24 protein-coding genes and 1 pseudogene are annotated in these 22005 nt (G+C 29.6%); 14 read left to right on the top strand and 11 right to left on the bottom strand.

The genetic code is table 11. The annotated features are described in order from the left end of the window. Genes FMM56_RS05645 through FMM56_RS05610 form a run of 8 tightly spaced genes read left to right on the top strand, consistent with a single transcriptional unit; the run spans position 1 to position 6144 of the window. Positions 1 to 360 (top strand): hypothetical protein, encoded by a 360-nt coding sequence (locus tag FMM56_RS05645; protein ID WP_150140480.1) that lies wholly within the window; start codon positions 1 to 3, stop codon positions 358 to 360. Continuing rightward, positions 338 to 1033 carry an RNA polymerase sigma factor FliA gene (locus tag FMM56_RS05640; RefSeq protein WP_150140482.1) on the top strand — a complete coding sequence of 232 codons (696 nt, stop codon included), beginning with the start codon at positions 338 to 340 and terminating at the stop codon, positions 1031 to 1033. Before FMM56_RS05645 ends, FMM56_RS05640 begins: the two co-directional genes overlap by 23 nt. Next, complete coding sequence (fliM, locus tag FMM56_RS05635; protein WP_150140484.1) at positions 1033 to 2109, top strand: flagellar motor switch protein FliM; 1077 nt, start codon at positions 1033 to 1035, stop codon at positions 2107 to 2109. The genes FMM56_RS05640 and fliM overlap by 1 nt, the downstream gene beginning before the upstream one ends. After that, a complete protein-coding gene (gene fliY / locus FMM56_RS05630; protein WP_150140486.1) occupies positions 2106 to 2936 on the top strand; it encodes a flagellar motor switch protein FliY in 831 nt (276 codons plus the stop codon). The genes fliM and fliY overlap by 4 nt, the downstream gene beginning before the upstream one ends. Beyond that, positions 2933 to 3538 carry a TIGR00730 family Rossman fold protein gene (locus FMM56_RS05625; RefSeq protein ID WP_150140488.1) on the top strand — a complete coding sequence of 202 codons (606 nt, stop codon included), beginning with the start codon at positions 2933 to 2935 and terminating at the stop codon, positions 3536 to 3538. The genes fliY and FMM56_RS05625 overlap by 4 nt, the downstream gene beginning before the upstream one ends. Further along, complete coding sequence (gene mnmA, locus FMM56_RS05620) at positions 3535 to 4551, top strand: tRNA 2-thiouridine(34) synthase MnmA (RefSeq protein WP_150140490.1); 1017 nt, start codon at positions 3535 to 3537, stop codon at positions 4549 to 4551. The genes FMM56_RS05625 and mnmA overlap by 4 nt, the downstream gene beginning before the upstream one ends. Positions 4552 to 4560: 9 nt before the next feature. Continuing rightward, on the top strand, positions 4561 to 5748 hold the full coding sequence (locus FMM56_RS05615; RefSeq protein ID WP_150140492.1) for a replication-associated recombination protein A: 1188 nt from the start codon (positions 4561 to 4563) through the stop codon (positions 5746 to 5748). Beyond that, the gene (locus tag FMM56_RS05610; protein ID WP_150140494.1) at positions 5749 to 6144 is read left to right on the top strand and encodes a pyridoxamine 5'-phosphate oxidase family protein; all 396 of its coding nucleotides are present in this window, start codon (positions 5749 to 5751) and stop codon (positions 6142 to 6144) included. On the opposite strand, the gene FMM56_RS05605 is transcribed toward FMM56_RS05610, so the two are convergent. The 8 genes and pseudogenes from FMM56_RS05605 to perR all read right to left on the bottom strand — a co-directional run bounded on the left by FMM56_RS05605 (position 6141) and on the right by perR (position 12800). Next, on the bottom strand, positions 6141 to 6689 hold the full coding sequence (locus FMM56_RS05605; RefSeq protein ID WP_223811474.1) for an HNH endonuclease: 549 nt from the start codon (positions 6687 to 6689) through the stop codon (positions 6141 to 6143). The two genes, FMM56_RS05610 and FMM56_RS05605, sit on opposite strands and share 4 nt — an antisense overlap. Positions 6690 to 6712: 23 nt before the next feature. After that, positions 6713 to 7478 (bottom strand): annotated as a pseudogene (locus FMM56_RS05600) (DNA-methyltransferase). 7 nt (positions 7479 to 7485) lie between these two features. Further along, complete coding sequence (locus FMM56_RS05595) at positions 7486 to 8193, bottom strand: Fic family protein (RefSeq protein WP_150140498.1); 708 nt, start codon at positions 8191 to 8193, stop codon at positions 7486 to 7488. A 2-nt stretch (positions 8194 to 8195) separates the two neighbouring features. Then, positions 8196 to 9269, bottom strand: a complete 1074-nt coding sequence (gene serC, locus FMM56_RS05590; protein WP_150207992.1) for a phosphoserine transaminase — start codon at positions 9267 to 9269, stop codon at positions 8196 to 8198. A 9-nt stretch (positions 9270 to 9278) separates the two neighbouring features. Next, complete coding sequence (gene xseA, locus FMM56_RS05585) at positions 9279 to 10436, bottom strand: exodeoxyribonuclease VII large subunit (protein ID WP_150207990.1); 1158 nt, start codon at positions 10434 to 10436, stop codon at positions 9279 to 9281. Next, a complete protein-coding gene (ubiE, locus tag FMM56_RS05580; RefSeq protein WP_150140504.1) occupies positions 10433 to 11140 on the bottom strand; it encodes a bifunctional demethylmenaquinone methyltransferase/2-methoxy-6-polyprenyl-1,4-benzoquinol methylase UbiE in 708 nt (235 codons plus the stop codon). The genes xseA and ubiE overlap by 4 nt, the downstream gene beginning before the upstream one ends. Beyond that, a complete protein-coding gene (locus tag FMM56_RS05575) occupies positions 11140 to 12339 on the bottom strand; it encodes a hypothetical protein (protein WP_150140506.1) in 1200 nt (399 codons plus the stop codon). The genes ubiE and FMM56_RS05575 overlap by 1 nt, the downstream gene beginning before the upstream one ends. Before the next feature lie 50 nt (positions 12340 to 12389). Continuing rightward, positions 12390 to 12800, bottom strand: coding sequence for a peroxide-responsive transcriptional repressor PerR (gene perR / locus FMM56_RS05570; RefSeq protein WP_150140508.1), 411 nt, complete (start codon positions 12798 to 12800; stop codon positions 12390 to 12392). A 155-nt stretch (positions 12801 to 12955) separates the two neighbouring features. On the opposite strand from perR, the gene FMM56_RS05565 reads away from it, so the two are divergent. From FMM56_RS05565 to queF, 4 genes are read left to right on the top strand one after another with little or no spacing between them, the layout of a single operon-like run. Beyond that, positions 12956 to 13849, top strand: coding sequence for a DMT family transporter (locus FMM56_RS05565; protein ID WP_150207988.1), 894 nt, complete (start codon positions 12956 to 12958; stop codon positions 13847 to 13849). Positions 13850 to 13894: 45 nt separating this feature from the next. After that, positions 13895 to 14716, top strand: a complete 822-nt coding sequence (gene galU / locus FMM56_RS05560) for a UTP--glucose-1-phosphate uridylyltransferase GalU (RefSeq protein WP_150207986.1) — start codon at positions 13895 to 13897, stop codon at positions 14714 to 14716. Beyond that, positions 14709 to 15941 carry a glucose-6-phosphate isomerase gene (locus FMM56_RS05555; protein ID WP_150207984.1) on the top strand — a complete coding sequence of 411 codons (1233 nt, stop codon included), beginning with the start codon at positions 14709 to 14711 and terminating at the stop codon, positions 15939 to 15941. The genes galU and FMM56_RS05555 overlap by 8 nt, the downstream gene beginning before the upstream one ends. 2 nt (positions 15942 to 15943) lie before the next feature. Next, positions 15944 to 16327 (top strand): preQ(1) synthase, encoded by a 384-nt coding sequence (gene queF, locus FMM56_RS05550; protein WP_150140516.1) that lies wholly within the window; start codon positions 15944 to 15946, stop codon positions 16325 to 16327. 4 nt (positions 16328 to 16331) lie between these two features. On the opposite strand, the gene FMM56_RS05545 is transcribed toward queF, so the two are convergent. Genes FMM56_RS05545 through FMM56_RS05535 form a run of 3 tightly spaced genes read right to left on the bottom strand, consistent with a single transcriptional unit; the run spans position 16332 to position 19692 of the window. After that, the gene (locus FMM56_RS05545) at positions 16332 to 17234 is read right to left on the bottom strand and encodes a radical SAM protein (RefSeq protein ID WP_150140518.1); all 903 of its coding nucleotides are present in this window, start codon (positions 17232 to 17234) and stop codon (positions 16332 to 16334) included. After that, positions 17231 to 18253 (bottom strand): uroporphyrinogen decarboxylase, encoded by a 1023-nt coding sequence (gene hemE / locus FMM56_RS05540; RefSeq protein ID WP_150140520.1) that lies wholly within the window; start codon positions 18251 to 18253, stop codon positions 17231 to 17233. Before hemE ends, FMM56_RS05545 begins: the two co-directional genes overlap by 4 nt. Before the next feature lie 11 nt (positions 18254 to 18264). After that, a complete protein-coding gene (locus FMM56_RS05535) occupies positions 18265 to 19692 on the bottom strand; it encodes an SH3 domain-containing C40 family peptidase (protein ID WP_150140522.1) in 1428 nt (475 codons plus the stop codon). A gap of 51 nt (positions 19693 to 19743) precedes the next feature. On the opposite strand from FMM56_RS05535, the gene FMM56_RS05530 reads away from it, so the two are divergent. Both FMM56_RS05530 and FMM56_RS05525 read left to right on the top strand, forming a co-directional pair. Beyond that, complete coding sequence (locus FMM56_RS05530; protein WP_150140524.1) at positions 19744 to 21069, top strand: ATP-dependent RecD-like DNA helicase; 1326 nt, start codon at positions 19744 to 19746, stop codon at positions 21067 to 21069. Further along, on the top strand, positions 21066 to 21782 hold the full coding sequence (locus tag FMM56_RS05525) for a hypothetical protein (RefSeq protein ID WP_150151194.1): 717 nt from the start codon (positions 21066 to 21068) through the stop codon (positions 21780 to 21782). Before FMM56_RS05530 ends, FMM56_RS05525 begins: the two co-directional genes overlap by 4 nt. The last annotated feature ends 223 nt before the right edge of the window (positions 21783 to 22005 follow it).

Here is a 22005-nt window from a genome sequence, read left to right as displayed (position 1 = left end):
ATGAGACCAGAAAATTATGTAGCATTTTTTACAGCTTGTGGCTTTTTTGTAGGCATTATTTTTAGTGTTGCAAGTCTTGATGATGCCTTTGATATTTTAATGTTTACCTTGTTTATAACCTTTATGTTTTATGTCTTTGTTCATATTTCTATTATGAATTTTGTGGATATGAAGAGGATAAGTGGACGTATTTTTGATAAGCATGATTATGAAAAGACAAATAATTCTATTATAAATGACCTAGTTTTACGCGAAAAAAGAATGGATATAATCTTAGAAAAATTAAACGAAGAACGTGAAGAATTAAAGAAAAATGAGCTTAGGGAAAGAAGGAAGAATGCAAAACGAAACGCCTCATAATCCTTATACACAAATCATTAAAAAGCAGCAAGATGACCTTGTTTTAGCTTATATGCCAGCCCTTAGGGCTATGGCCTTTCGTTTAAAAGAACGTTTGCCATCAAACATAGATGTTAATGATTTAATAAGCGTGGGTGTTGAGGAAATGATAAAATTATCGAGACGTTATGATAAAGAACAAAATGATAATTTTTGGGGTTTTGCAAGAAAAAGGGTTAATGGTTCTATGCTTGATTATTTGCGTAGCCTTGATGTAATGAGTAGAAATAATAGAAAGATTATAAAGGATATTGATAATTTAATAAATGAGTATTACCAAGAACATGAATGTGAGCCCGATGATGAGTATTTAGCTAAAAAGCTAGACTTAGAACTTGATAAGATTAAAGAGGTAAGAACAGCCCATGCGATTAGCTATACCTTGCCTATTGATGAACAAATGGAACTTTATAATGAAGATGATACTTTAGAAAAGATAGAAAAAGAAGAGCTTATAGATAAGATAAATGAAGTTTTAGATGATTTAAAAGAAAGAGATAAGTTAATTATTCAGCTTTATTATTATGAGGAGCTTAATCTTAAAGAGATAAGTGAAATTTTAGAGATAAGTGAAAGTAGAATTTCACAAATTCATAAAAAACTTCTTAAAAAGCTTAGAGAAAGGTTGTCCTAATGGCAGAAATACTCTCCCAAGAAGAAATTGACGCCCTACTTGAGGTTGTCGATGATAATTCTGACACGCCCGTTGCTTCAAAAGAAGAAAAAGATGCCAGAAATATAGTAGTATATGATTTTAAACGTCCAAATAGGGTTTCAAAAGAACAGCTTAGAACGATTAAGGGTATACACGATAAATTGGCAAGAAATCTAGCTTCTCAAATTTCATCTATGATGAGAAGTATAGTTGAGACAAAATTACATTCTGTGGACCAAATGACCTATGGTGAATTTCTTATGTCCTTGCCAAGCCCTACAAGCTTCAATGTTTTTTCTATAAAACCTCTTGATGGAAACTGTGTTTTAGAAATAAATCCAAGTATAGCCTTTCCTATGATAGATAGGCTTTTAGGAGGACAGGGTGATAGTTACGAGGCATCTAGAGAACTTACTGATATTGAGTTAAATTTATTAGATAGTATCTTGCGTATAGTTATGCAAAGATTAAAGGAAAGTTGGTCAACCGTAACTGAAATTTATCCAAGTATAGAGGCAAAAGAATCAAGTCCAAATGTTGTTCAAATCGTATCACAAAACGAAATTATTATAATGGTTGTTATGGAGATTATCATAGGAAATTCAAGTGGTATGGTTAATATTTGCTATCCTGTCGTGCACTTAGAAAGTATTTTAAGTCGTTTGGCAAATCGCGATATTATGATGGGTGAAACCTCGGCTAAAAAATCAAGAAATAAAGAATTAAAAACATTAATCGGTCGTGCAGAAATCATTTATGAGGTTATTTTAGGCAAGACTATAATAAATGTAAATGAATTTTTAGAATTGCAACAAGGAGATATTTTAAGGCTTGATAGACAAGCTGATGATAAGGCCATTGTAAGTATCGATAAAAAGGATGTTTTCTTAGCACAAATTGGACTTCATCGTTTTAGAAAGACTATTAAGATTATAGAATTAATACGTACTGACAAAGATGAGATTAAAGAAATCCTTGAACAATACGAAGAAGAAAGAAGGGCTAAGGCAAGTGGATATAACGAAGTTGATGAAAGCGAGGAAGAAGAAATATGACAAGTGATTTTTTAACATTATTTACAAATGAATGTACTAGTACTATTGAGGGATTGACCGGAAAATCGGCTGAATTTAGTGATTATAAAGAATTTGATGTATCATCGCAAGATACTTTAAAACCACCTCTTGTAAGGGCTAGTTTTAATGTAAAACCTAAGGGCAAAATGACTATTTTAGCAGGTGCTGTTTTAATGAGTGCTATAGGTGAATGGATGATGGGCGAAGAAGAAATAACTAAAAATGACAAACTTGGGGCTGATGAGATGGATGCAGCTAAGGAAGTTTTTCAAAATATAATCTCAGCCTTTACTACCTCAGTTGGTGCACAAAAAGATATTCCTAAGCTTGAATTTGAATTGATTGAATGTTCTTTTATAGAAGAACAGCCTGATTTAAAAGATTATATAAAATTATATTTTTTTGATGTAAAGGTAGAAGATTTAAACGAACAGCTTTCTTTAACGGTTGACCAAAAACTTTATAATATTATTAATAATATCCAGGAAGAAAATAGTGCACATAGCGATAAAAATGGCGATAAGGGCATAAATATAAGCGAAGAGTTAAGAAATATCGGGCTTATTATGGATGTTCGTTTGCCAGTTCGCGTTCGCATAGGCAATAAAAAAATGCTTTTAAAAGATGTGCTAACAATGGATATAGGTTCAGTTGTGGAATTAAATCAACTTGCAAACGATCCTTTAGAAATTTTAATAGGAGACAAAAGAATAGCCTATGGCGAGGTTGTTATAGTCGATGGAAACTTTGGCGTTCAAATCACAGAAATAGGTAGCAAAAAAGAAAGGCTTGAACAGCTAAGATGAGGGAATTTTACGCGGATATTGATAAATTCAAAGAAATTCCTAAATTTTCAAAAGCCGTTACTTTTTTTGGTTCTGCAAGATTATCAAAGGATAATATTTATTATATTAAATCAAAAGAACTTGCAAAAGCTTTGGCTGAGCTTGGAGTTTGCATTATTAGTGGTGGGGGCGGTGGCATTATGCAAGCTGCAAACGAGGGTGCAAATTCTAGGGATAATCACAAAGATAAAACCCTTTCTGCTGGTTTTAATATAATTTTACCCCACGAACAACATTCTAATAACTTTTTAGAATATAATATGATTTTTAAAAGCCTAACCATTCGCAAAATGGCTCTTATCGAAAAGAGTCTCGCTTTTGTGATTTTTCCCGGTGGCTTTGGAACACTTGATGAATTATGCGAAATTCTAACTTTAAAGCAGTTAAATTTCAAAAAAGATGTTCCTATTTTCTTAGTTGGGAAAGAATTTTGGCAAGGCTTTGACGCGTTTGTCAGGAATTCTTTACTTAAACTAAATACTATCTCAAAAGGAGACGAGTTAAAGTATGAAATCACTGACGACTTAGATTTTATAATAAAAACTTTAAAGGAAAAATTATGAAAATTCTAGTCGCTATGAGCGGTGGTGTGGATAGTTCTGTGAGTGCTTATAAACTTAAAAATGCAGGACATGAAGTAATAGGCTGTTATATGAGATTGCACGGCAAGCCAAATTATCACGAAGAAAATATACAAAAGGTTCAAAAAGTAGCTTCTTATTTACAAATTCCTTATCATGTATTAGATTTGCAAGATGATTTTAAAGAACTAGTCTACATGCCCTTTGTAAATACCTATAAAGAGGGCAAAACGCCTAATCCTTGTGCCTTATGCAATCGTTTTATAAAGCTTGGAAAGCTTTTGGAATTTGCAAAAAGTCTAGGTTGTGATAAACTAGCTACAGGGCATTATGCAAGGATTGAAGATGGCTTTATTAAAACTGCCTTTGATGAAAGCAAGGACCAAAGCTATTTTTTAGCAAATGCTCAAAAAGAAGCCCTTGAAAGCCTTATTTTTCCACTTGGTGAATTAAAAAAAGAAGAGGTTAAAAAATTTGCAGCTGGTATTGAGATATTAAAAAGTTTTGCTACTCAAAAGGAAAGTTCTGAAATTTGCTTTGTTGAAGATAGCTATGTAAAGGTTTTGGATGAGTTTATGGATACTAAAATTCCTGGCAAGGTTTTAAATTCAAAGGGCGAGATTATAGGAAAGCATGAAGGTTATATGCACTATACTATAGGAAAAAGAAGGGGTTTTGAAGTAAAAGGGGCACACGAACCTCATTTCGTGCTTAAAATAAATCCACATAAAAACGAACTTATAGTAGGCAATAAAGAAGAATTAAAGATAGAAAATTTCATACTTGAAAGTATTAATCTTTTTACGCCTTTAAAGGATTTTGAGTGCGAAGTTAAGATTAGATATCGTTCAAAAAGCGTTCCTTGTGTGGTTAGCGTTGATGAGAATTTAAGAGCTAAGATAGAGTTAAAAGAAGCACTTTATGGTTTAGCAAGTGGTCAAATGGCAGTATTTTATGATAAAGATAAGGTTATAGCGAGTGGTTTTATTAGTTAAAGGCAAAAGGTGACAAGTTTAGCCCTTGAATTTAGACCTAAAAATTTAGATGAAATTTTAGGACAGGAAAGCTTGGTTGAGGTTTTTGAAAAATTTATTGATATGAAAAAACTTCCTCATAGCATTTTTTTTGGTCCTGCAGGTTGTGGAAAAACTACCTTTGCTAGAGTTGTCGCTAATGCCTTTGGGCTTGATTTTTACGAATTTGATGGAGGAAATTTTAAGCTTGAAAGCCTAAGAACTATCATAAATCGTTATAGCGAAAGCCTTTATAAGCCCTTAATTTTCATAGATGAAATTCACAGACTTAGCAAAACTCAACAAGAAATGCTTTTAATCCCTATGGAAAATTATCGCTTCATTATCATAGGGGCAAGTACGGAAAATCCTTATTTTGTGCTAAGTTCAGGCATAAGAAGTAGGAGTATGCTTTTTGAATTTAAGCCCTTAAATTATACGCATTTAGAAAAACTACTTTTAAGGGTACAAAATAAATTAAATTTTAGCATGGATGAAGATGCAAGGGAATTTTTATTAAAGAGTGCAGATGCAAGGGCTGTATTGAATTTGCTTGAATTTGTGCTAGTTTTTGATGACAGGCACATAAGCCTTGCAAATCTTAAAAGATTGCGTCCTACTATGCAAAGCGAGGGTGTTTCAAGTAAGGATACGCATTATATTTTAATATCAGCTCTCATTAAAAGCATGAGAGGAAGTGATGTTGATGCGAGTTTGTATTATTTGGCTAGACTTATAAATGATGGGGAAAGTGCTGATTTTATAGCTAGACGTTTGGTAATTTTTGCAAGTGAAGACATAGGAAACGCAGATACAAACGCTTTAAATTTAGCCATTAATACCCTAATAGGCGTAAAAAATATAGGCTATCCAGAGGCTAGAATATTACTAGGTCAATGCGTGGTTTATCTTGCAAGTGCTATAAAATCAAATTCAAGTTATATGGGAATTGATGAGGCCTTAAATTTTGTAAAAAACAATAAAGCACTTGAAATTCCAGCCTATCTTGATAATAATAGCCCTCAAAAGCAAAAATACCTTTATCCTCACGATTTTGGAGGCTGGGTTAATCAAAAATACATAAGCAAGGATATTCGTTTTTATAAAAGCAAGGGCAAGGGCGATGAGTCAAGGCTTTTGGATAATTTATTTTTTATGAAAAATCAAGGCATAGATTAAATGAATTCATTGGAAATAATTACTTCGTTTTTAAAAGAAAATCCTATCCAAATTCTAAGTACTAGTAGTGATAAAAAACCTATTTCAAGACCTATTGGGAGTTTTTTATTAATAAAAAATAAGCTTTGTTATTGTATGAATAAAAATAAGGCAATGCATGAACAACTTTGTCAAAATCCCTTTATATGTATTTGTGTTTGCGCTAAGGATTTTACATGGCTTAGACTTCATGCTAAGATTAAATTTAGCGATGATTTAAGCTTAAAACAAGAATTTATCAATCAAAATAAAACTCGCTTTAAAGACCCAAAAGATATAAATTTTGCTGTTTTTTATCTAACTCACATTAAAGCCGAACTTCATAAGGGCTTAGAAATTCAAAAATTTGAGTTTTAGCTTGAAATGTGTGTATCAATATTATGTTTTTCATAAACCTTTAAAATGTCTTCTAAAAAAGCTATAAGTTTGTTATGTCCTGCTTTTTTAGCATTTTTTAACATTCTTATAAATATTTTTTTGCCAAGTTCTGTTTGTTTGTAATTTTTCTTTAAAAAATTATGTTTTGAACAAAGTGTTTGCCCATTTTCTAGCAGCGTTGTGCCACCTAAATCCTTAGCTTTAATGTAGGCTACTTGAAGTTCTACCCCTTCTTTTATGCTCATTCCACAAACCATGCATTTATAATTATCTAGTTCTAAAATTTGTTTTTTAAGTTTTGGGCTAAAATCTTTTAAATCATTACGCAAATTTATAGAATTTGGGTCATACCTATAAATTCCCTTATCAATCTTTTTTAAATATCCCTTTTGATATAAACTCCTAATTCCTCTATCAGGGTCGCGAAAAATTTTACCGGTTCGTTTTAACCACTCTTTATTAATCCAATCAACTACTTCTGGGGTATGCAAATTTTTATTTGGGTTGTTCTTAAAAAATTCCATTATTAAATCAAGTTGAGACATTTTTATTTAATTATTTGCATAGAATTTTCAAATCTTTGCTTAGATAACTTGCAATACTTCTCATTAAGTTCAATTCCTATAAATTTCCTATCGTTATTATAGGCTTCTATCATTGTAGTACCACTTCCACTAAATGGGTCGCATACTAAATCATTCTTGTATGAAAAAAAGCTTTATGCACTTTTTTGGAAGTTCTCTTGGAAAGGGTGCTGGGTGTCCTATACGTTTTTTAGATTCTCCATTAAAACACCATAAGCCATTTGTCCAAGCCATAAATTCATCCTTTGTTATAGTACTTATCCCCTTATTTTGCTTTTTCCATTCATCTTTGTAAAGTACAACTATAAGTTCTACAGGTGCTATAACATCAGGTGCACTAGCATTTAGCCAACTTCCCCAAGCCGTACGCCTTGAAATGTTTCCTTCGTTCCAAATAATGCTACTATGATATTTAAAACCTATTTTTTTAGCAATTTGAGTAAGGTCAGCTTCCACGCTTTGCTGGCCTCCTTTATTTTTATCAAGGGGTATATTAAGGCAAAATCTACCACCACTTTTTAACCAAAAATAACAATTTTTAATCCACTTGCAAGACCATTTTAAATAAGCATTATAATCCTTTGTATCATCATCTAAGCCATATTCAATGCCTACATTATAAGGTGGGGAGGTAATGATTAAATCAAGCAAATTTGGCGATATAAGATTTTTATTTAAAACATTATCATTATAAAGAAATATATTTTCAAAGCTAAAAAATGGTTTTATTACTTAATTACTCTATAATCTCAAATTCTTTAAAAATAATCTTATAATCATTTTGACAAGATAAACAAGTTTGTCTTAAAAAATTTTTATTATTAATATACTCGCTTAAACCCCTATAATAAAGCGTTTTAATCTCATCTTTTATAATAAAGGGCATGATATTATTTTTTAGACATTCTTTAAACATTAACAAACGTCCTACCCTGCCATTGCCATCTTCAAAGGGGTGTACGCGTTCGAATTTATAATGAAAATCTATTATACCATTTAAGTCTATTTGCTTTTTATTATACTCATCTAAAAGCTTTTCAAGCTCGGCTTGTACGAGTTTTACAGGGGTGGTTCTAATATTTCCCATTATATTTTCGCACTGCTTAAAATCACCTATAACCTTTGCATTGTAGCAATTTTGCTTTATTATAAAATGAAGTTCTTTTATAAATTCAATGCTTAGATTATTTGTGATATTATCTAGTATAAAATCAAAGGCTTTAAAGTGATTAATAGTTTCAAAAATATCGTTTAATTTAATAATCTGGGCATTATCACTAGTAAAAAAATCCTTATCAAAAAGCTCAGCCACCTGATAAAAATCAAGCTGACAACCCTCAATCTTATTAGAATGATAGGTAAAATTTACCTGTGTATAATCATACAAACAATTTTTTATAAAAAGCTTTTTTTCTTCTAGCAAGGTAGTTAAAACAGCTTTCATTTTTAAGCCTTTTTAGCAAATTCTTTCATAAATTCGCATAGTGTTTTTACATCTTGCAAGGTTAAGGCATTGTAAATACTAGCCCTAATGCCACCAAGCAGTCTATGTCCTTTTAATCCTATCATGTTATTATATTCTGCTTCTTTTACAAAGATTGCCTCTAAGTCTTTATTTTCTGGTATATTAAAGCTAACATTCATTAAAGACCTACTATCTTTTCTAGCATGACCCTTATAAAAGCCATTACTTTCATCTATGCAATCATAAAGCATTTTAGCCTTTTCTTCGTTGATTTTATTAATCTTATCAAGTCCACCCATTGATAAAAGCCACTTCATTTCAAGATTAAACATATAAATAGCAAAGGTTGGCGGGGTATTAAATAAGGATTGATTTTCGCTATAAGTTGAGTATTTTAACATGCTTGGTATATTTTTATTTTTACATCTTTTAATCATATCCTTTCTAATGATAACGCAAGCAAGGCCAGAAATTCCAGCGTTTTTTTGCACACCTCCATATAAAAGACCGATATTTTTAAAATCAAGTTTTTTTGAGAAAAAGTCACTTGATGCATCTATGATTAAGGGAGCCTTTGTTTGAGGCAAGTTTTTATACTGGGTACCATATATAGTGTTATTTGAACAAATATAAGCATAATCAGCATTATCGCTAAATTTAATCTCAGGGATATAGCTAAAATTTTCATTTTCGCTACTTGCTACTATATTGTGATTTATATTTAAAATACTTGCTTCTTTTAAGGCCTTTTTAGTCCAAATGCCAGTGTTTGCATACTCACACACGCCATTATTTGCTAAATTCATAGGCACCATGGCAAATTGTAAACTAGCACCTCCTTGTATGAAAAGCACTTCATAATCATCTCCCAAGCCATATAATTTTTTAGCCCCATTCATAGCACTAAAATGCACCTCTTCAAAGATTTTTGTCCTATGGCTAATCTCCATTATAGAAAAACCTTGTTTTTGATAATCAAATAATTCTTCTTGTGCCTGTTTTAAAATGCTAACTGGCAGGGTAGAAGGACCTGCACTAAAATTAATTTTTCTCATCTTTTCTCCTTATAAAATTTTAGCCTTTTTATGCTCATTTTGTGAGTGAAGTTCTATCTCATCGCCTGTTTTTAACTTACTTAAATTTAGCACCTTGCCATTTTTTGTAATGGATATTAAATCCTTGCTTTTTTTAAAAAAGCTTTCATATTGCAAAAAGGCATTTTCTAAGCTTTCAAGTTTAAATTCTGTTTGTTTAAGCTTGTTATTTATTGCACATTTCATTTGTTTAAATAAATTTTCATTGTAGTTTAATTGTGCTTGTATACTCTTTGGCAAAGAATTAACCTTGAAAAATTTCCATAAATTTGCAAGTTCACTTTCTCTTTTTTTAATGAAAATTTTAAAAACATTGTCTAAATTATTATACATTAAATCTAAGCCTTGTTCTAAGTCATCCCTTGAAGTAATCGCCACATTTATAGCAACACTTGGAGTTGGTGACCTATAATCAGCTACAAAATCGCTAATCACATAGTCAATCTCATGCCCAATAGCTGAAATTATAGGTGTCTTAGCCTTAAAAATTTCTCTAGCCAAAGTTTCATCATTAAAGCAAAATAAGTCTTCCCTGCTACCTCCTCCTCTTGCTATAATGATTAAATCAAGATTAAAATTATCAGCCTTTTGAAGTGCTTTTATCAAAGAATTTGGGGCCTCGTTTCCTTGAGTTAGAGAGTTAAAAATATAAATTTTTGATAAAAAATTATTTTTTTGCCTTATGATTTTTAACATATCTTGCAATGCTGCCGAGGTCTTTGAAGTAATTATTCCTATGCTTTTTGGAAATTTTGGCAAGGCTTGTTTTTTCTCAAAAAGCCCTTCTTTTTCTAATCTTTTTTTAAGGGCTAAAAAACGAGCCTCTAACTCGCCATTGCCCGCCTTTTGTATATGTGAAACTACAAATTGATAGGTTCCACTTGCTGGATAAACACTCAATTTTCCATTAAGTTCTAATAACTCACCAATACTAGGTACAAAATCCATTTTATAATTAAGAGAACTAAACATTACGCAACTAATGCTAGATTCTTTATCTTTTAAGGTAAAATACCAGTGATTTGAAGAATGGATTGTAAACTTAGAAACCTCGCCTTGTAAATTTATGTTATTAAAATTTGATTCTAAGTAGCTTTTCGCCTTTTGATTAAGCTCACTAACTGTCATTTTTTTCTCGCTATAAACATAGAACTTATGCCAAAACTAAAATTTTTAGTTTCTAAAATTTCAAAGCCTATTGATTTAAGTTCTTCGATAAATTCATTTTCACTTAAAAATTCATCAATGGAATTTGGCAAATATTCATAAGCATTTTTATTTTTACTTATAAAAGCACCTAAATTTGGCAAAATATTTTTTAGATAAAAGTCCCTACACATAGCTATAAAGCCACCCTTTTCGCGTTTTGTAAACTCTAATACTAAAAAAATTCCATTTTTTGATAAAACCCTGGCAAATTCAGTTAAGGCCTCTTTTCTATCTACAACATTGCGAATTCCATAGCTTATACTCATAATATCAGCACTTTCGCTTTTTAAAGGTAAATTTTGTGCCATAGCCTCGATAAATTCTATATCTTCAAATTTTTTACTTGCAACACTTAACATAGCACTACTTGGGTCAACTCCACGTAAAGAACTTATTTTTTTACCTAATTTTTTTACACTTTCTTGCCAAATGGCTATCATATCCCCCGTTCCACAGGCTACATCTATGATATGTAAATCATCTTTTTCATATAATTTTAAGACCCTATTACAAGCCTTTTTTCTCCAACTTATATCAATGCCAAAACTTAAAATTCTATTTGCTTTATCATAAGTCGGTGCGATTTGATTAAACATTTGTATGATTTTATCTTGCTTTTGCATTAAAGTCCCTTGTAAATTCTTAAATATTTATTTGTTTTGCTAATGAGAGTAAAAAACTTATCTTGCCTAGTTTGCATTTTATTTAAAAATTTTTTCATACTTTTTGAAAAATATTTTTTATGCAGTTTATTTAAACTTTTTAAATCAAAAAAATAAGCAAAAAATTCAAGTAAAATTTTTAACTCACTATATTTAAATTCTAGGTCAAAATTTATATCATCCTTAAGGGTCTTTTTGAAAATAATCAATTTTTTACGAATTTGCAAGGCTATTAAATTCTTAAAAAAATAATCCTTTTTTTGTCCCTCGTAAAACAAACCCTCTTTTATAAAGGTATCAAAATCACTAAATAAGTCATTTAAATTATCAGAACTTAGCAAAAAAAGCAGGGCCTCTTCTTTTTTTTCATTTTGATTTAAAATGCTTTTTGTTTTTTGAGCTAGGTCTTTAAATTTAAGTGCTAAGTTTTGACTTAATCTTTTATCAAAGATATCATCAAAGCTTGAAAGAACGATAAAAAGCTTCTTTGCGTATAATTGCAAATTTGCAAAATCTTCTTCTTTTTTTTCTTGCAAAGAAGTACTCCAAAAAAATTTAAGCTTTTTAAAAAGGTAAAATAAAAAGATTCTAAAACCATCAAAGGCCTTAATTGAACTTGGAAAATTTAGGGTGAAATTTTGATTTTTTTCTATTATTTTAAAGCATTTGTCTATGTCAAAGTCTATAAACTCATTTCCATATAAGCTTAATTTTTTAGAACAAAACTCATTTAAGCTTAATTTCTTTTTTGCCTTAAATTCACTAGGCAAACTAAAATTTTCACTATCCTTTAAATTTGAAAAAAATACACGCAATAAACAAAGATTTAAACTCTCATAAACTTCAATAAAAGCCTTAAAAGAACAAAAATTAAACATATAGCTTATTTTATTTAAAGGCTTTGTAAGAGCATTTTTCTTAGCGTCTTTAAATTCCTTTTTTGTTATTTGGTTTCTTTCTTCTTCTAAAAAATCGCCTTCAAAGATATGTTTTTTAAAGTATTTATCATCAATCTTATAAAATTTCAAACTTTCATTTTTAGAAATTTTTGTATAAAAAAAGTTAATATTACAAGTTTTAAAGTTAATTCCATCTTTATTTAAATTTGTAATCAAAGAAAAATCATTAAGCAAAAAAATCTTTTGAATTTCATAAACCATTAAAATAACCTAAAATAAATTGCGTTATTTTAACCTTTTTTCCTTAAAGCTTATTGACATTTTTTGCAAGTTTTCACATAGGCACAAAGTCCTAAGTGTTCTATAAAATTTCCTATTTTTTTCTCTAATTTTTCTTGATAAGCATCAAGTTGAGCCTCTTCAAAACTCATATCGCTAATATGCCCACAACTTTGGCAAATGATATGTATGTGCTTTTCTTCATAAATATCATAGCAAGTTTTTTGATTGGCTACATTTATCTCAACTACTAAGCCTTGTTCTTGCAGGGTATTAAGATTTTTATAAACAGTGGCTAAGGAAATAGACGGATACTCTTTTTTAATCTCACTATAAAGTTCATCTATATTTGGGTGTTCGTGCCTTTTTAAAATCTTTAAAACGCAAAGACGTTGAGGCGTTGCCTTTAGCTCACAAGACTTTAAAATTTGTAATAATTCCATAATTTTTACCTTTTTTTTAATTTTAAAATGATATAGAAAAAAATATTAAAATAAGTTTATATTAAAAGATATTTTTTATCCTTTAATAAATTTTTATTAAGAATGATTAAATTTTTGCTATTATTCTAGCTTAAATTTTAAGATTAAGTATAAAAATGAAAGAATACACACTTTTTTTCTTGCTTGTTTTGGCTATGTTTTTATGGGGTAGTTCTTGGGCTAGTTCTAAGATTTTAATATCCTATACAAGTGCTGATATAGTTACCTTATGGAGATTTTTCTTTGTTTTTATAGGCAGTATTTTTTTAGCATTTATTTTTAAAATTAAACTTCGCATAGATAGACATATTTTTAAATGGGTTCTTTTGGCTGGAATTTTTAATAGCCTTTATGTTTTATTGCTTTTTACAGCCTTAAATTACGGGGCATCTGGTAGGGGTGGAGTGATTGTAAATACCATGATTCCTATTTTTTCTTATTTATTTTTTATCTTTCATGTAAAGCTTATCAAAAAGGAAAAAATAGAACTTAAAAAAAGTGAAATTTTTGGACTTTGCCTTGGCTTGATATCAGGGCTTTTTTTATTTGATATTAGCAAATTCAACGAGCTTTTTGGTCCCTTTAATATGCTTTTTTTATGTTGTGCCTTAATTTGGTCAGGTGGGACAATTTTAACTTACAAAACAAACAGTACTAACGCTTTAAGTGTAAATTTTCATGTTAATCTCATTTCTTTTTTGATTTTTAGTCCACTTTTATTTAAAGTACAAAGCTATGAAATTTTTTCTTATGATTTTAAATTTTGGCTAGCTATGTTTACTTTGGCTTTTTTATCTACTATAATTGGTACTAGTATTTATTATTATGGCGTTCATAAACTTGGTTCAAAAAAGGCAAATTCCTTTGTTTTAATCACGCCTATAAGTGCTTTATTAATTAGCTTTATAGTGCTTAATGAGGTGCCAAGCACAAGCACTATAATAGGTTGTTTTTTTGCCATTTTAGCAATTTACTTTATAAATATCTTTTCAAAGAAAATAAAACATTGATTTAAATTTGTTATAATTTTTAAAGATTTTTCATAAGGATAAATTATGCTTAAAACTTGCATTTTTCCAGCTGCTGGTTATGGAACTCGCTTTTTACCAGCAACAAAAGCACTACCTAAGGAAATGTTACCTATTTTAACAAAGCCTTTAATCCACTATGGAGTTGACGAGGCCTTAGAAGCTGGTATGGATAATATGGGTTTTATTACGGGGCGAGGCAAAAGGGCATTAGAGGATTATTTTGATATATCTTATGAGTTAGAACACCAAATTTCAGGCACTAAAAAAGAATATTTATTAAGTGAAATTCGCACTCTTATTAATCGTTGTTCTTTTACCTTTACTAGACAAAATGAGATGAAAGGCTTAGGAGATGCTATTTTAAAGGGCAAAATTCTAGTAGGAGACGAGGCCTTTGGGGTTGTTTTGGCTGATGATTTATGCATTAATGAAGAAGGTGTGGGTGTAATGGGGCAAATGGTTAAAATTTTTGAAAAATATCGTTGTACGATAGTAGCTGTTATGGAGATTGAAAAGGACCAAGTTGGAAACTATGGAATCATTAGTGGAAACGAGGTAGAAGAAAATTTAATAATGGTAAATTCTATGATTGAAAAGCCAAGCATTGAAGAAGCCCCAAGCAATCTTGCAATCATAGGTCGTTATATCTTAACCCCTGATATCTTTGGAATTTTAGAAAATACTAAAGCTGGTAAGGGTGGAGAAATTCAACTAACTGACGCACTTTTAGCACAGGCTACTAATGGCATGGTTTTAGCTTATAAATTTCAAGGAAAACGTTTTGATTGTGGAAGCCTTGATGGCTTTGTAGAAGCTACTAATTATTTTTACAAAAAAAATGTTTAAAAATACCCTTTATTTTGATAATTTTCCACTAAGTACAATAAGTGCTTATGCAAGTCGCATAAATGATGAGTTAGAAAGTGGGGAGGTGGGGTATTATCATTTAACAGATACAAGTCAAATTTTAGTTAATGAAAGCTTAGAATTTATCAAAGGTAAAGAACATATTAAAAACATAGTTTTAGTTGGAATGGGTGGTTCTAGCTGTGGTGTAAAGGCTTTAAGAGATATGCTTTTTGATGAAAAGCAAAATGATAGAAAACTTTTTATACTTGATAATACCTCTTCTCATTCTTTTTTAGAGATCATAAAACAAATTAGCCTTGAAAATAGCCTTTTTTTAATCACTTCAAAGACAGGTTCTACCATAGAGGTTATTTCACTTTTTAAATTAATTATCGCACATTTTAATATAAAAGAAGTAGATTTTCATAAATACTTTGTCTTTATCACAGATATAAATTCAAAACTACACAAAGAAAGCGAGAATTTAGGCATTAAATGCTTTTTTATCCCAAATAATGTAGGGGGTCGTTTTAGCATACTTTCAGCTGTTGGGATTGTGCCACTTTGTTTTTGTGGCTATAATGCAAATAGTCTTTTGCAAGGAGCTAAGGCTTGTTTTGAAGATTTTTTTAAGCATAAAAAAGATGAGCTGTTACAAAAAGCTTATCATTATTGTACGCATAAAAACGCAAATATCAATGTATTATTTAGTTATAGTGATGCCTTTAAGGGCTTTAATGAGTGGTATATACAGCTTATTGCTGAAAGTCTTGGTAAAAAGCAAGGCTATAAAAGGATAGGTTTAACGCCTATTGCATTAATAGGGGCAAGAGACCAGCATAGTTTTTTACAGCTCATAATGGATGGACCAAAAAATAAAACTATAACCTTTTTAAAGATTAAAGATTCTACAAAATCCTTACATATTCCTAATATTTGCTTTAAATTTTTAGATTCTTTAAGCAATAATGTAAGTTTGCATGATTTATTAAATGCCCAATGTGATGCTACTATGCATGCCTTAATAGCTGAAAATTTAAGCGTGGATGTTATAGAACTTGAAAGGCTTGATGCGTGGCATTGTGGGTATTTAATGTATTATTATGAACTTTTTACTTCACTTTGTGGAATAATGCTTGGCATTAATACCTATGACCAGCCAGGCGTTGAAATAGGAAAATTAATACTTAAAAATTTATTAGAAGGCGTTAAAAAAGGATAGTTATGAGATATGGTGAAAAAGAGATTAAAGAATTTAATGTTGATAAGGATTTAGAAACCTGGCCAAGTGACATGAAAAGCGATTATTTGATTAAAATTACCCTGCCTGAGTTTTCTTGTTTATGTCCAAGAAGTGGTTACCCTGATTTTGCTACTATTTATTTAGAATATATGCCAGATAAATTAGTAGTTGAGTTAAAGGCCTTAAAGCTTTATATAAATTCTTTTTTAAACAAACACATAAGCCACGAGGCTAGTATAAATGAAATTTATGAAACATTGAAAAATAAATTAAAACCAAAATGGATTAAGGTAGTAGGGGATTTTAATCCAAGAGGCAATGTAAAAACTATTATTGAGTGTAGAAGTGATTTAATTGTGCCTTAAATTTTTATGCCTTATAAAATTTAATCCCGGCTAAATCTAAAATTTTTATTTTTTCTTCTTTTATTAAAAGTTCTAAATTTTGTTTTGATTTATCGCTAAAAAGGGCATTTATATCAAGTTCGCTTTGTGGTCTTAAGTGTAAGGATTTAAGCAATTCTTCCTTACTAAATTCAAGGCTTTGTTTATTATAAGTTCTTTTTGCTATTAAAACAGGCACTGAGTTTATAAGGGTGGCTAATTCGTTTAATCTTTCTTCACTAACCCTCTTTACTGCATAAGCTGGAGGCCTATCAATTGAACTTATATCAACCCTTAAAGGCTTTATTTTTGCTAGGGCTTTATTGAGAGCTAAAAATTCTTTTTCATTATCATTTAAGCCCTTAACTACTAAAATTTCCATTACTAACTCGCCTTTGAAAGTTCTTTGAAAATCAGCCATTTTTTTTATTAAAAGTTCTAAATTTATCTCTTTTAACGCCCTATCAATCCTATAAAAAGTTTTTTGTATTGCGCTATCAAGGCTAAATTTAACCACGTCAAATAAAAGCAAGGTATTAAATTTATTCTCATCTAAAACAGCTGTTCCATTACTTAATATTAAAATTTTTTTATTCTTTAAGCTTTTTTTTAAGGATAGAATTAACTCTTTTAAATGTGGATAAAGGCTTGGTTCTCCATTTGCAGTTAGGGTTAAAAAATCAAATTCTACTCCACTTTTTAAGGTATCATTGATTTGTTTTAAAATTTCATCTACTTCTACTACTTGATTTTGTGCAATCATAGGCTTTTTAGGGCTTAGCTCACAATACACGCAATCAAAATTACATTGTTTAGTAAAGGGGCTTAAATCAACCCCTAAAGAAAGCCCAAAACGTCTTGAATTTACAGGTCCAAAGACAAGTTTCATCTTTGCGATTTTTCTTGTACTAGCTTTATAAAATACTTTGCATGTTCAACAGGAATATCAGGTAAAATTCCATGCCCTAGATTAAAGATATGATTCTTACCTTTCATTATCTCTAAAATTTCTTCAACCCCATTTTTAATAGCCCTTTTATCGTATAAGCGACAAGGGTCCATATTGCCTTGAAGTGTGTATTTATCGCTTAATAAATCCCTTACTACATGTAAAGGCGTACTCCAATCAATGCCAAGTACGTCAAAATTCCCATGTATCCTATCTATAAAGCCACTAATGCCCTTTGGAAACAAAATAACAGGTACATGTGGATATTTATCCTTAATAAATTTTGCAATATCAAGCATATAAGGAAAAGAAAATTCATAAAAGGCCTTTTCTTCTAAAGCCCCTGCCCAACTATCAAAAATTTGAATAGCATTTGCCCCGGCGTTAATTTGTTCTTTTAAAAAAAGTTTAAGTGCTAAATTTATCTTTTGTAAAAGTTCGTGTAAAAGGTGAGGGTGGTGATAAAGCATTTTTTTACATTTTGCATAATTTTTTGAACCTCTTCCTTCAATCATATAAGTAGCAATGGTCCAAGCTGACCCACAAAAACCAATCAAGGCCTTATCTTCTGCTAGTTTTTCCCTTGTTAATTTTATAGCATCATAAACATAATGCAACTTTTGAACGCAGTTTCCAACTTCAAGCCTTTCTATATCACTTTCTGTGCTAATTGGCTTTTCAAAAACGGGTCCTTCGTTTTTTTCAAAACGCAAATTCATTCCCATTTCAAGTGGTACAACTAAGATATCAGAAAAAATAATAGCAGCATCAACGCCTAAAATTTCAACAGGTTGCAAGCTTACTTGACTAGCTTTTTTATAATCCTTACAAAGAGATAAAAAATCCCCTGCCTTATGCCTTACTTGCATATACTCAGGCAAGTACCTACCAGCCTGTCTCATCATCCAAACAGGCGTATAAGGTGTTTCTTTTTTAAAACATGCATCTACGAAAATCATAATTTTTTCCTTTATTTTGAAACATTTAAATTTTTAATACTATCAAGATAATTTTCAATCTCCATTTGTTCGTCCTCGTCCAAATTTACAAAAGAAAGTTCTTTAAGTCTATATAAAAGCGAATTTTCAGGGCTTATCAAGCCTTTTCCTATCTCCAAGGTAGTTAAGGCACTTTTTGCAATCAAAAAACGTCCATGCCCCATTGAACCTCTTCTTAAACCCCAAACACTATGCAAAACAGAGGGTTCGTTGTCTATCTGGCCAATATAAAGCATAATATGCCCCTTTAAGTACATTAAGGTCAAATAAGGCTTTGCAAACATTCTAATAAATTCTTTTTTTCTTTCATTATCTAAAAAACTTATATCATAATTTTTTGCAAATTTACTTTGCGAAGCTGAATTTCTAGGTAGATAAATGCCAAAGGCTGTAAAAAATTCACGAGTTAACATAGAACAATCCCTTTCAAATGCATAACCTCCCCAGCCATAAGGCAAACTTAGCATTTGAGAAATTTGATTTTTAACATTTAATTCTTGAAAGCTTATAGGAAATTTTTGAGCATTTTTTTTAGAAATTTTATATTTTTTAGGTCCTATTTTTCCATAATAAAATTTATCATCGCTTTTATAATACGGATAAATGGCGCCTATTCTTGTTTCAAAAAAGAATTTATTATTTTCAGAATAAACTGGTACTTTTTCTTTTATAGGCGTTATAAAATTTAAATTCTCATAGGTATTAGCCCTAGTATCAGTAAAAAGTTCTAAATTCTTTGTTAAAACAAAGCCAAAGCCACTTTCTGCCATTACATAAGCAAATTTTTTATCCTTTGTATAATGAGAAATTAATACAGGCGAACCAGCATTTAATACATTATCATTTGCATAATCAAACGGAATTCCTTCATTTTCAAAGAAAGGATTTTTTAAAATAGCTTGAGTTGTAGGAAAATTTTTAAGCATGGTATTTTGTATAATCAAAGCCTTTTTATTAACGCTACCAAAGGCCTTTATATTTGCGTTATTAATCTGCGTGTTAAACCAGGATTTTGGAATTCTTTGTTTATTAAAGAAAAAATATCTATTTTTAGGATTTTTATATGATTTAAAGGACCAAAAGAGATTTTTTGACTTAATATTTTTAAAGCTACTATGCCATGGTCTAAAAAAATAGCTTTTGTAATTTTGTGAATTATTTTTAAAACTAGTTTGTAGTATTGGTAATATCGAAACATTTTGTTCAAATTCTAAACCTGTATAGTGCTTTTTTTCTATTTCTTTTTCTTCTTCACTTAAAATCTCTTCAGCTTCTTCTTGTTGGCTAATTTCTTCTAAACTTACTTCTTGAGTGGTGTTTAAACTTAATTCTTGATTTTGCGTAGTTTTACTCGAACAAGCTACGAAAAATAGTAAAAAAAATAATAAAAAATATTTCATTAAAATCCTTTGGTTACAAAAAATAGTTATAATTATACTATAAGGATTATAATGCTTGATAAACTAGATAAAATTTTAAAAGAAAATAATGTTTTTCTAAGTGGTGGTGTTGGTGTTGGCAAGTCTTATCTTGCACAAGAGATAAAAGAAGAGTATAAAAACAATGGTAAAAAAGTAGAAGCACTAGGTTCAACTGCTATGAGTGCTGTTAATATAGGTGGGAAAACCCTACATAGATTTTTTTATTTTGGTATTTGTAAGAATTTAGATAAGCTTTTAGTACAAGATAAAAATTATAAAGATCGTATAGATGATTTAAACAATTATTTAGAAAGTATAGATTTAATAATCATTGATGAAATTTCAATGGTAAGCAAAGAACTTTTTGATATGATAGCTTACCGTTGTGATTCTTGTTTTAAAGGTAAATTTTTAATAGTGGGCGATTTTTATCAATTACCACCAGTGGAAAAACAATATAAGGAAGAAGAAAGTGATAATATAGAAAAAAATTATGCCTTTAATTCTGATTTTTGGGAAAAATTAAATTTAGTTTATTTGGGACTAACCACTTCAAAAAGAACAAAAGACAAAGAATTTTATGATTATTTATCTCAGTTAAGAAAGTACGAAATAAGCCTACAATTAATAAATTATTTTAAAGAACGTGTAATTCATCCAACTTGTACAGATAGCTTAGATAATAATTTTACTATTCTTTATAGCACAAATAAACCTGCTGATTTTATTAACGAACAAAAACTTAATTCACTTGAAGGTACTTGCTTTATATTTGAACCTAAAATATTTGAAAAAATTGACAAAAAAGACCTTTATAAGTGGATAGATAAGAATTTAAAAATACCTATCGAACTTAAATTAAAAAAAGGGGTTAGAATTATTTTTTGTGTGAACAATCTTGAAGAAAATTATTATAATGGAGAACAAGGCGAAGTTATTGAAATTTGTGAACAAGATGAAGATGGAGAAGCTTGGATTAAAATTAAAAAATCAGATGGCACTATAATACAGCTTGAAAGATATGCTTTTAAAATGACAAAGGATGAAATAGGTTCTAGTGTTAGTTTTTCACAATTTCCAATAAAATTAGCATATGCTTTAACCATTCATAAATCTCAAGGCATGAGCATAGAAAAATTAGCTTGTAATATTAATAATATTTTTGATTTTGGTCAACTTTATGTCGCACTTTCAAGGGCAAAGGATCCAAATCCAGATTCTTTTAAAATTATTTTTCCAAATTCTAATAAATTTGATTTTATTTTTAGTAATAAAAAAAATGTTAATCCAAGCGTACAAGATTTTTATAAAATACATAAGTTTAAAAACTTAGATGTAGATGAGGATTTTCAATGAAAAAAATTATTATAATGCTTGTGTTTTGCCTTTGTGCTTATGCTAAGCTTAATACCTTAATAATCAATGATTTAAGAACTGATTTATACTCAAAGAGTGGAACAAATTCACTTAAAAAAATTTCAATATCCTTAGAATTTGAAGCAGATAATCTTAGCAAAGATGATAGAAAAAAGCTAATTGATAGCGTTAATACGGTGATTTCTGGCTTCTTTTATGAAGATATCTTTACTGAACTTGGCAAGAATAATTTTAAAAAAACTCTAAGTAAATTTATAGAAAAAAAGTATAAAATAAAGCTTGAAGATATGTATATTTTGGTCTTAAATGGGATTGAAAAATTTGATATTGAAGAATTTAAACGTTTTTTGGAAAGTAGTGAGGCGGTTGAAAGTAAAAAAAGTACTGAACTAAAAAAGACAATAGATAATATAACTATCCCACAAATTCAAAGTCCAAAGGTACCTGATATAATCACTGATGAAGATAGTAGCGATATAAGTGCTGATTCTTTAAATATACCTAAGCTTACCCCTGAGATGAAAGAAAAAATTCAAAATCAAGACCCAAAGGATTATGATTTTAGCAATTTAAATCCATCAAAAAATAAAACTAAAAGCCTAGCTGATTTGCCTCAAGTTGATGATAGTAATGTGCTTGACGTAAACAAGCCTTTAAATTATTTGGAACTAGAAAAAAGTTTTGGAAATTAAAAAATTTTGAAACTTTTTAGCATTTTTCTTAAGTATGCTTATAAATTATGTGAAATTTAAATAAAATATACTTATATAAATTAGATTTTAAGTTTTTTGATATAAGATAAATTTATATTTTTGTTTTGTAGTTTTTAATTTACAAGATTTTGAAAAAAAGCTGTTTTAAAAATTAAATTTTTATTTATCTTTTATCAAAATTTCATTAAAAATGAATTTACTT

The organism is Campylobacter sp. LR264d, from assembly GCF_008633895.1.
Lineage (GTDB): Bacteria > Campylobacterota > Campylobacteria > Campylobacterales > Campylobacteraceae > Campylobacter_D.
This window is presented reverse-complemented; position numbering and strand designations above follow the sequence as displayed.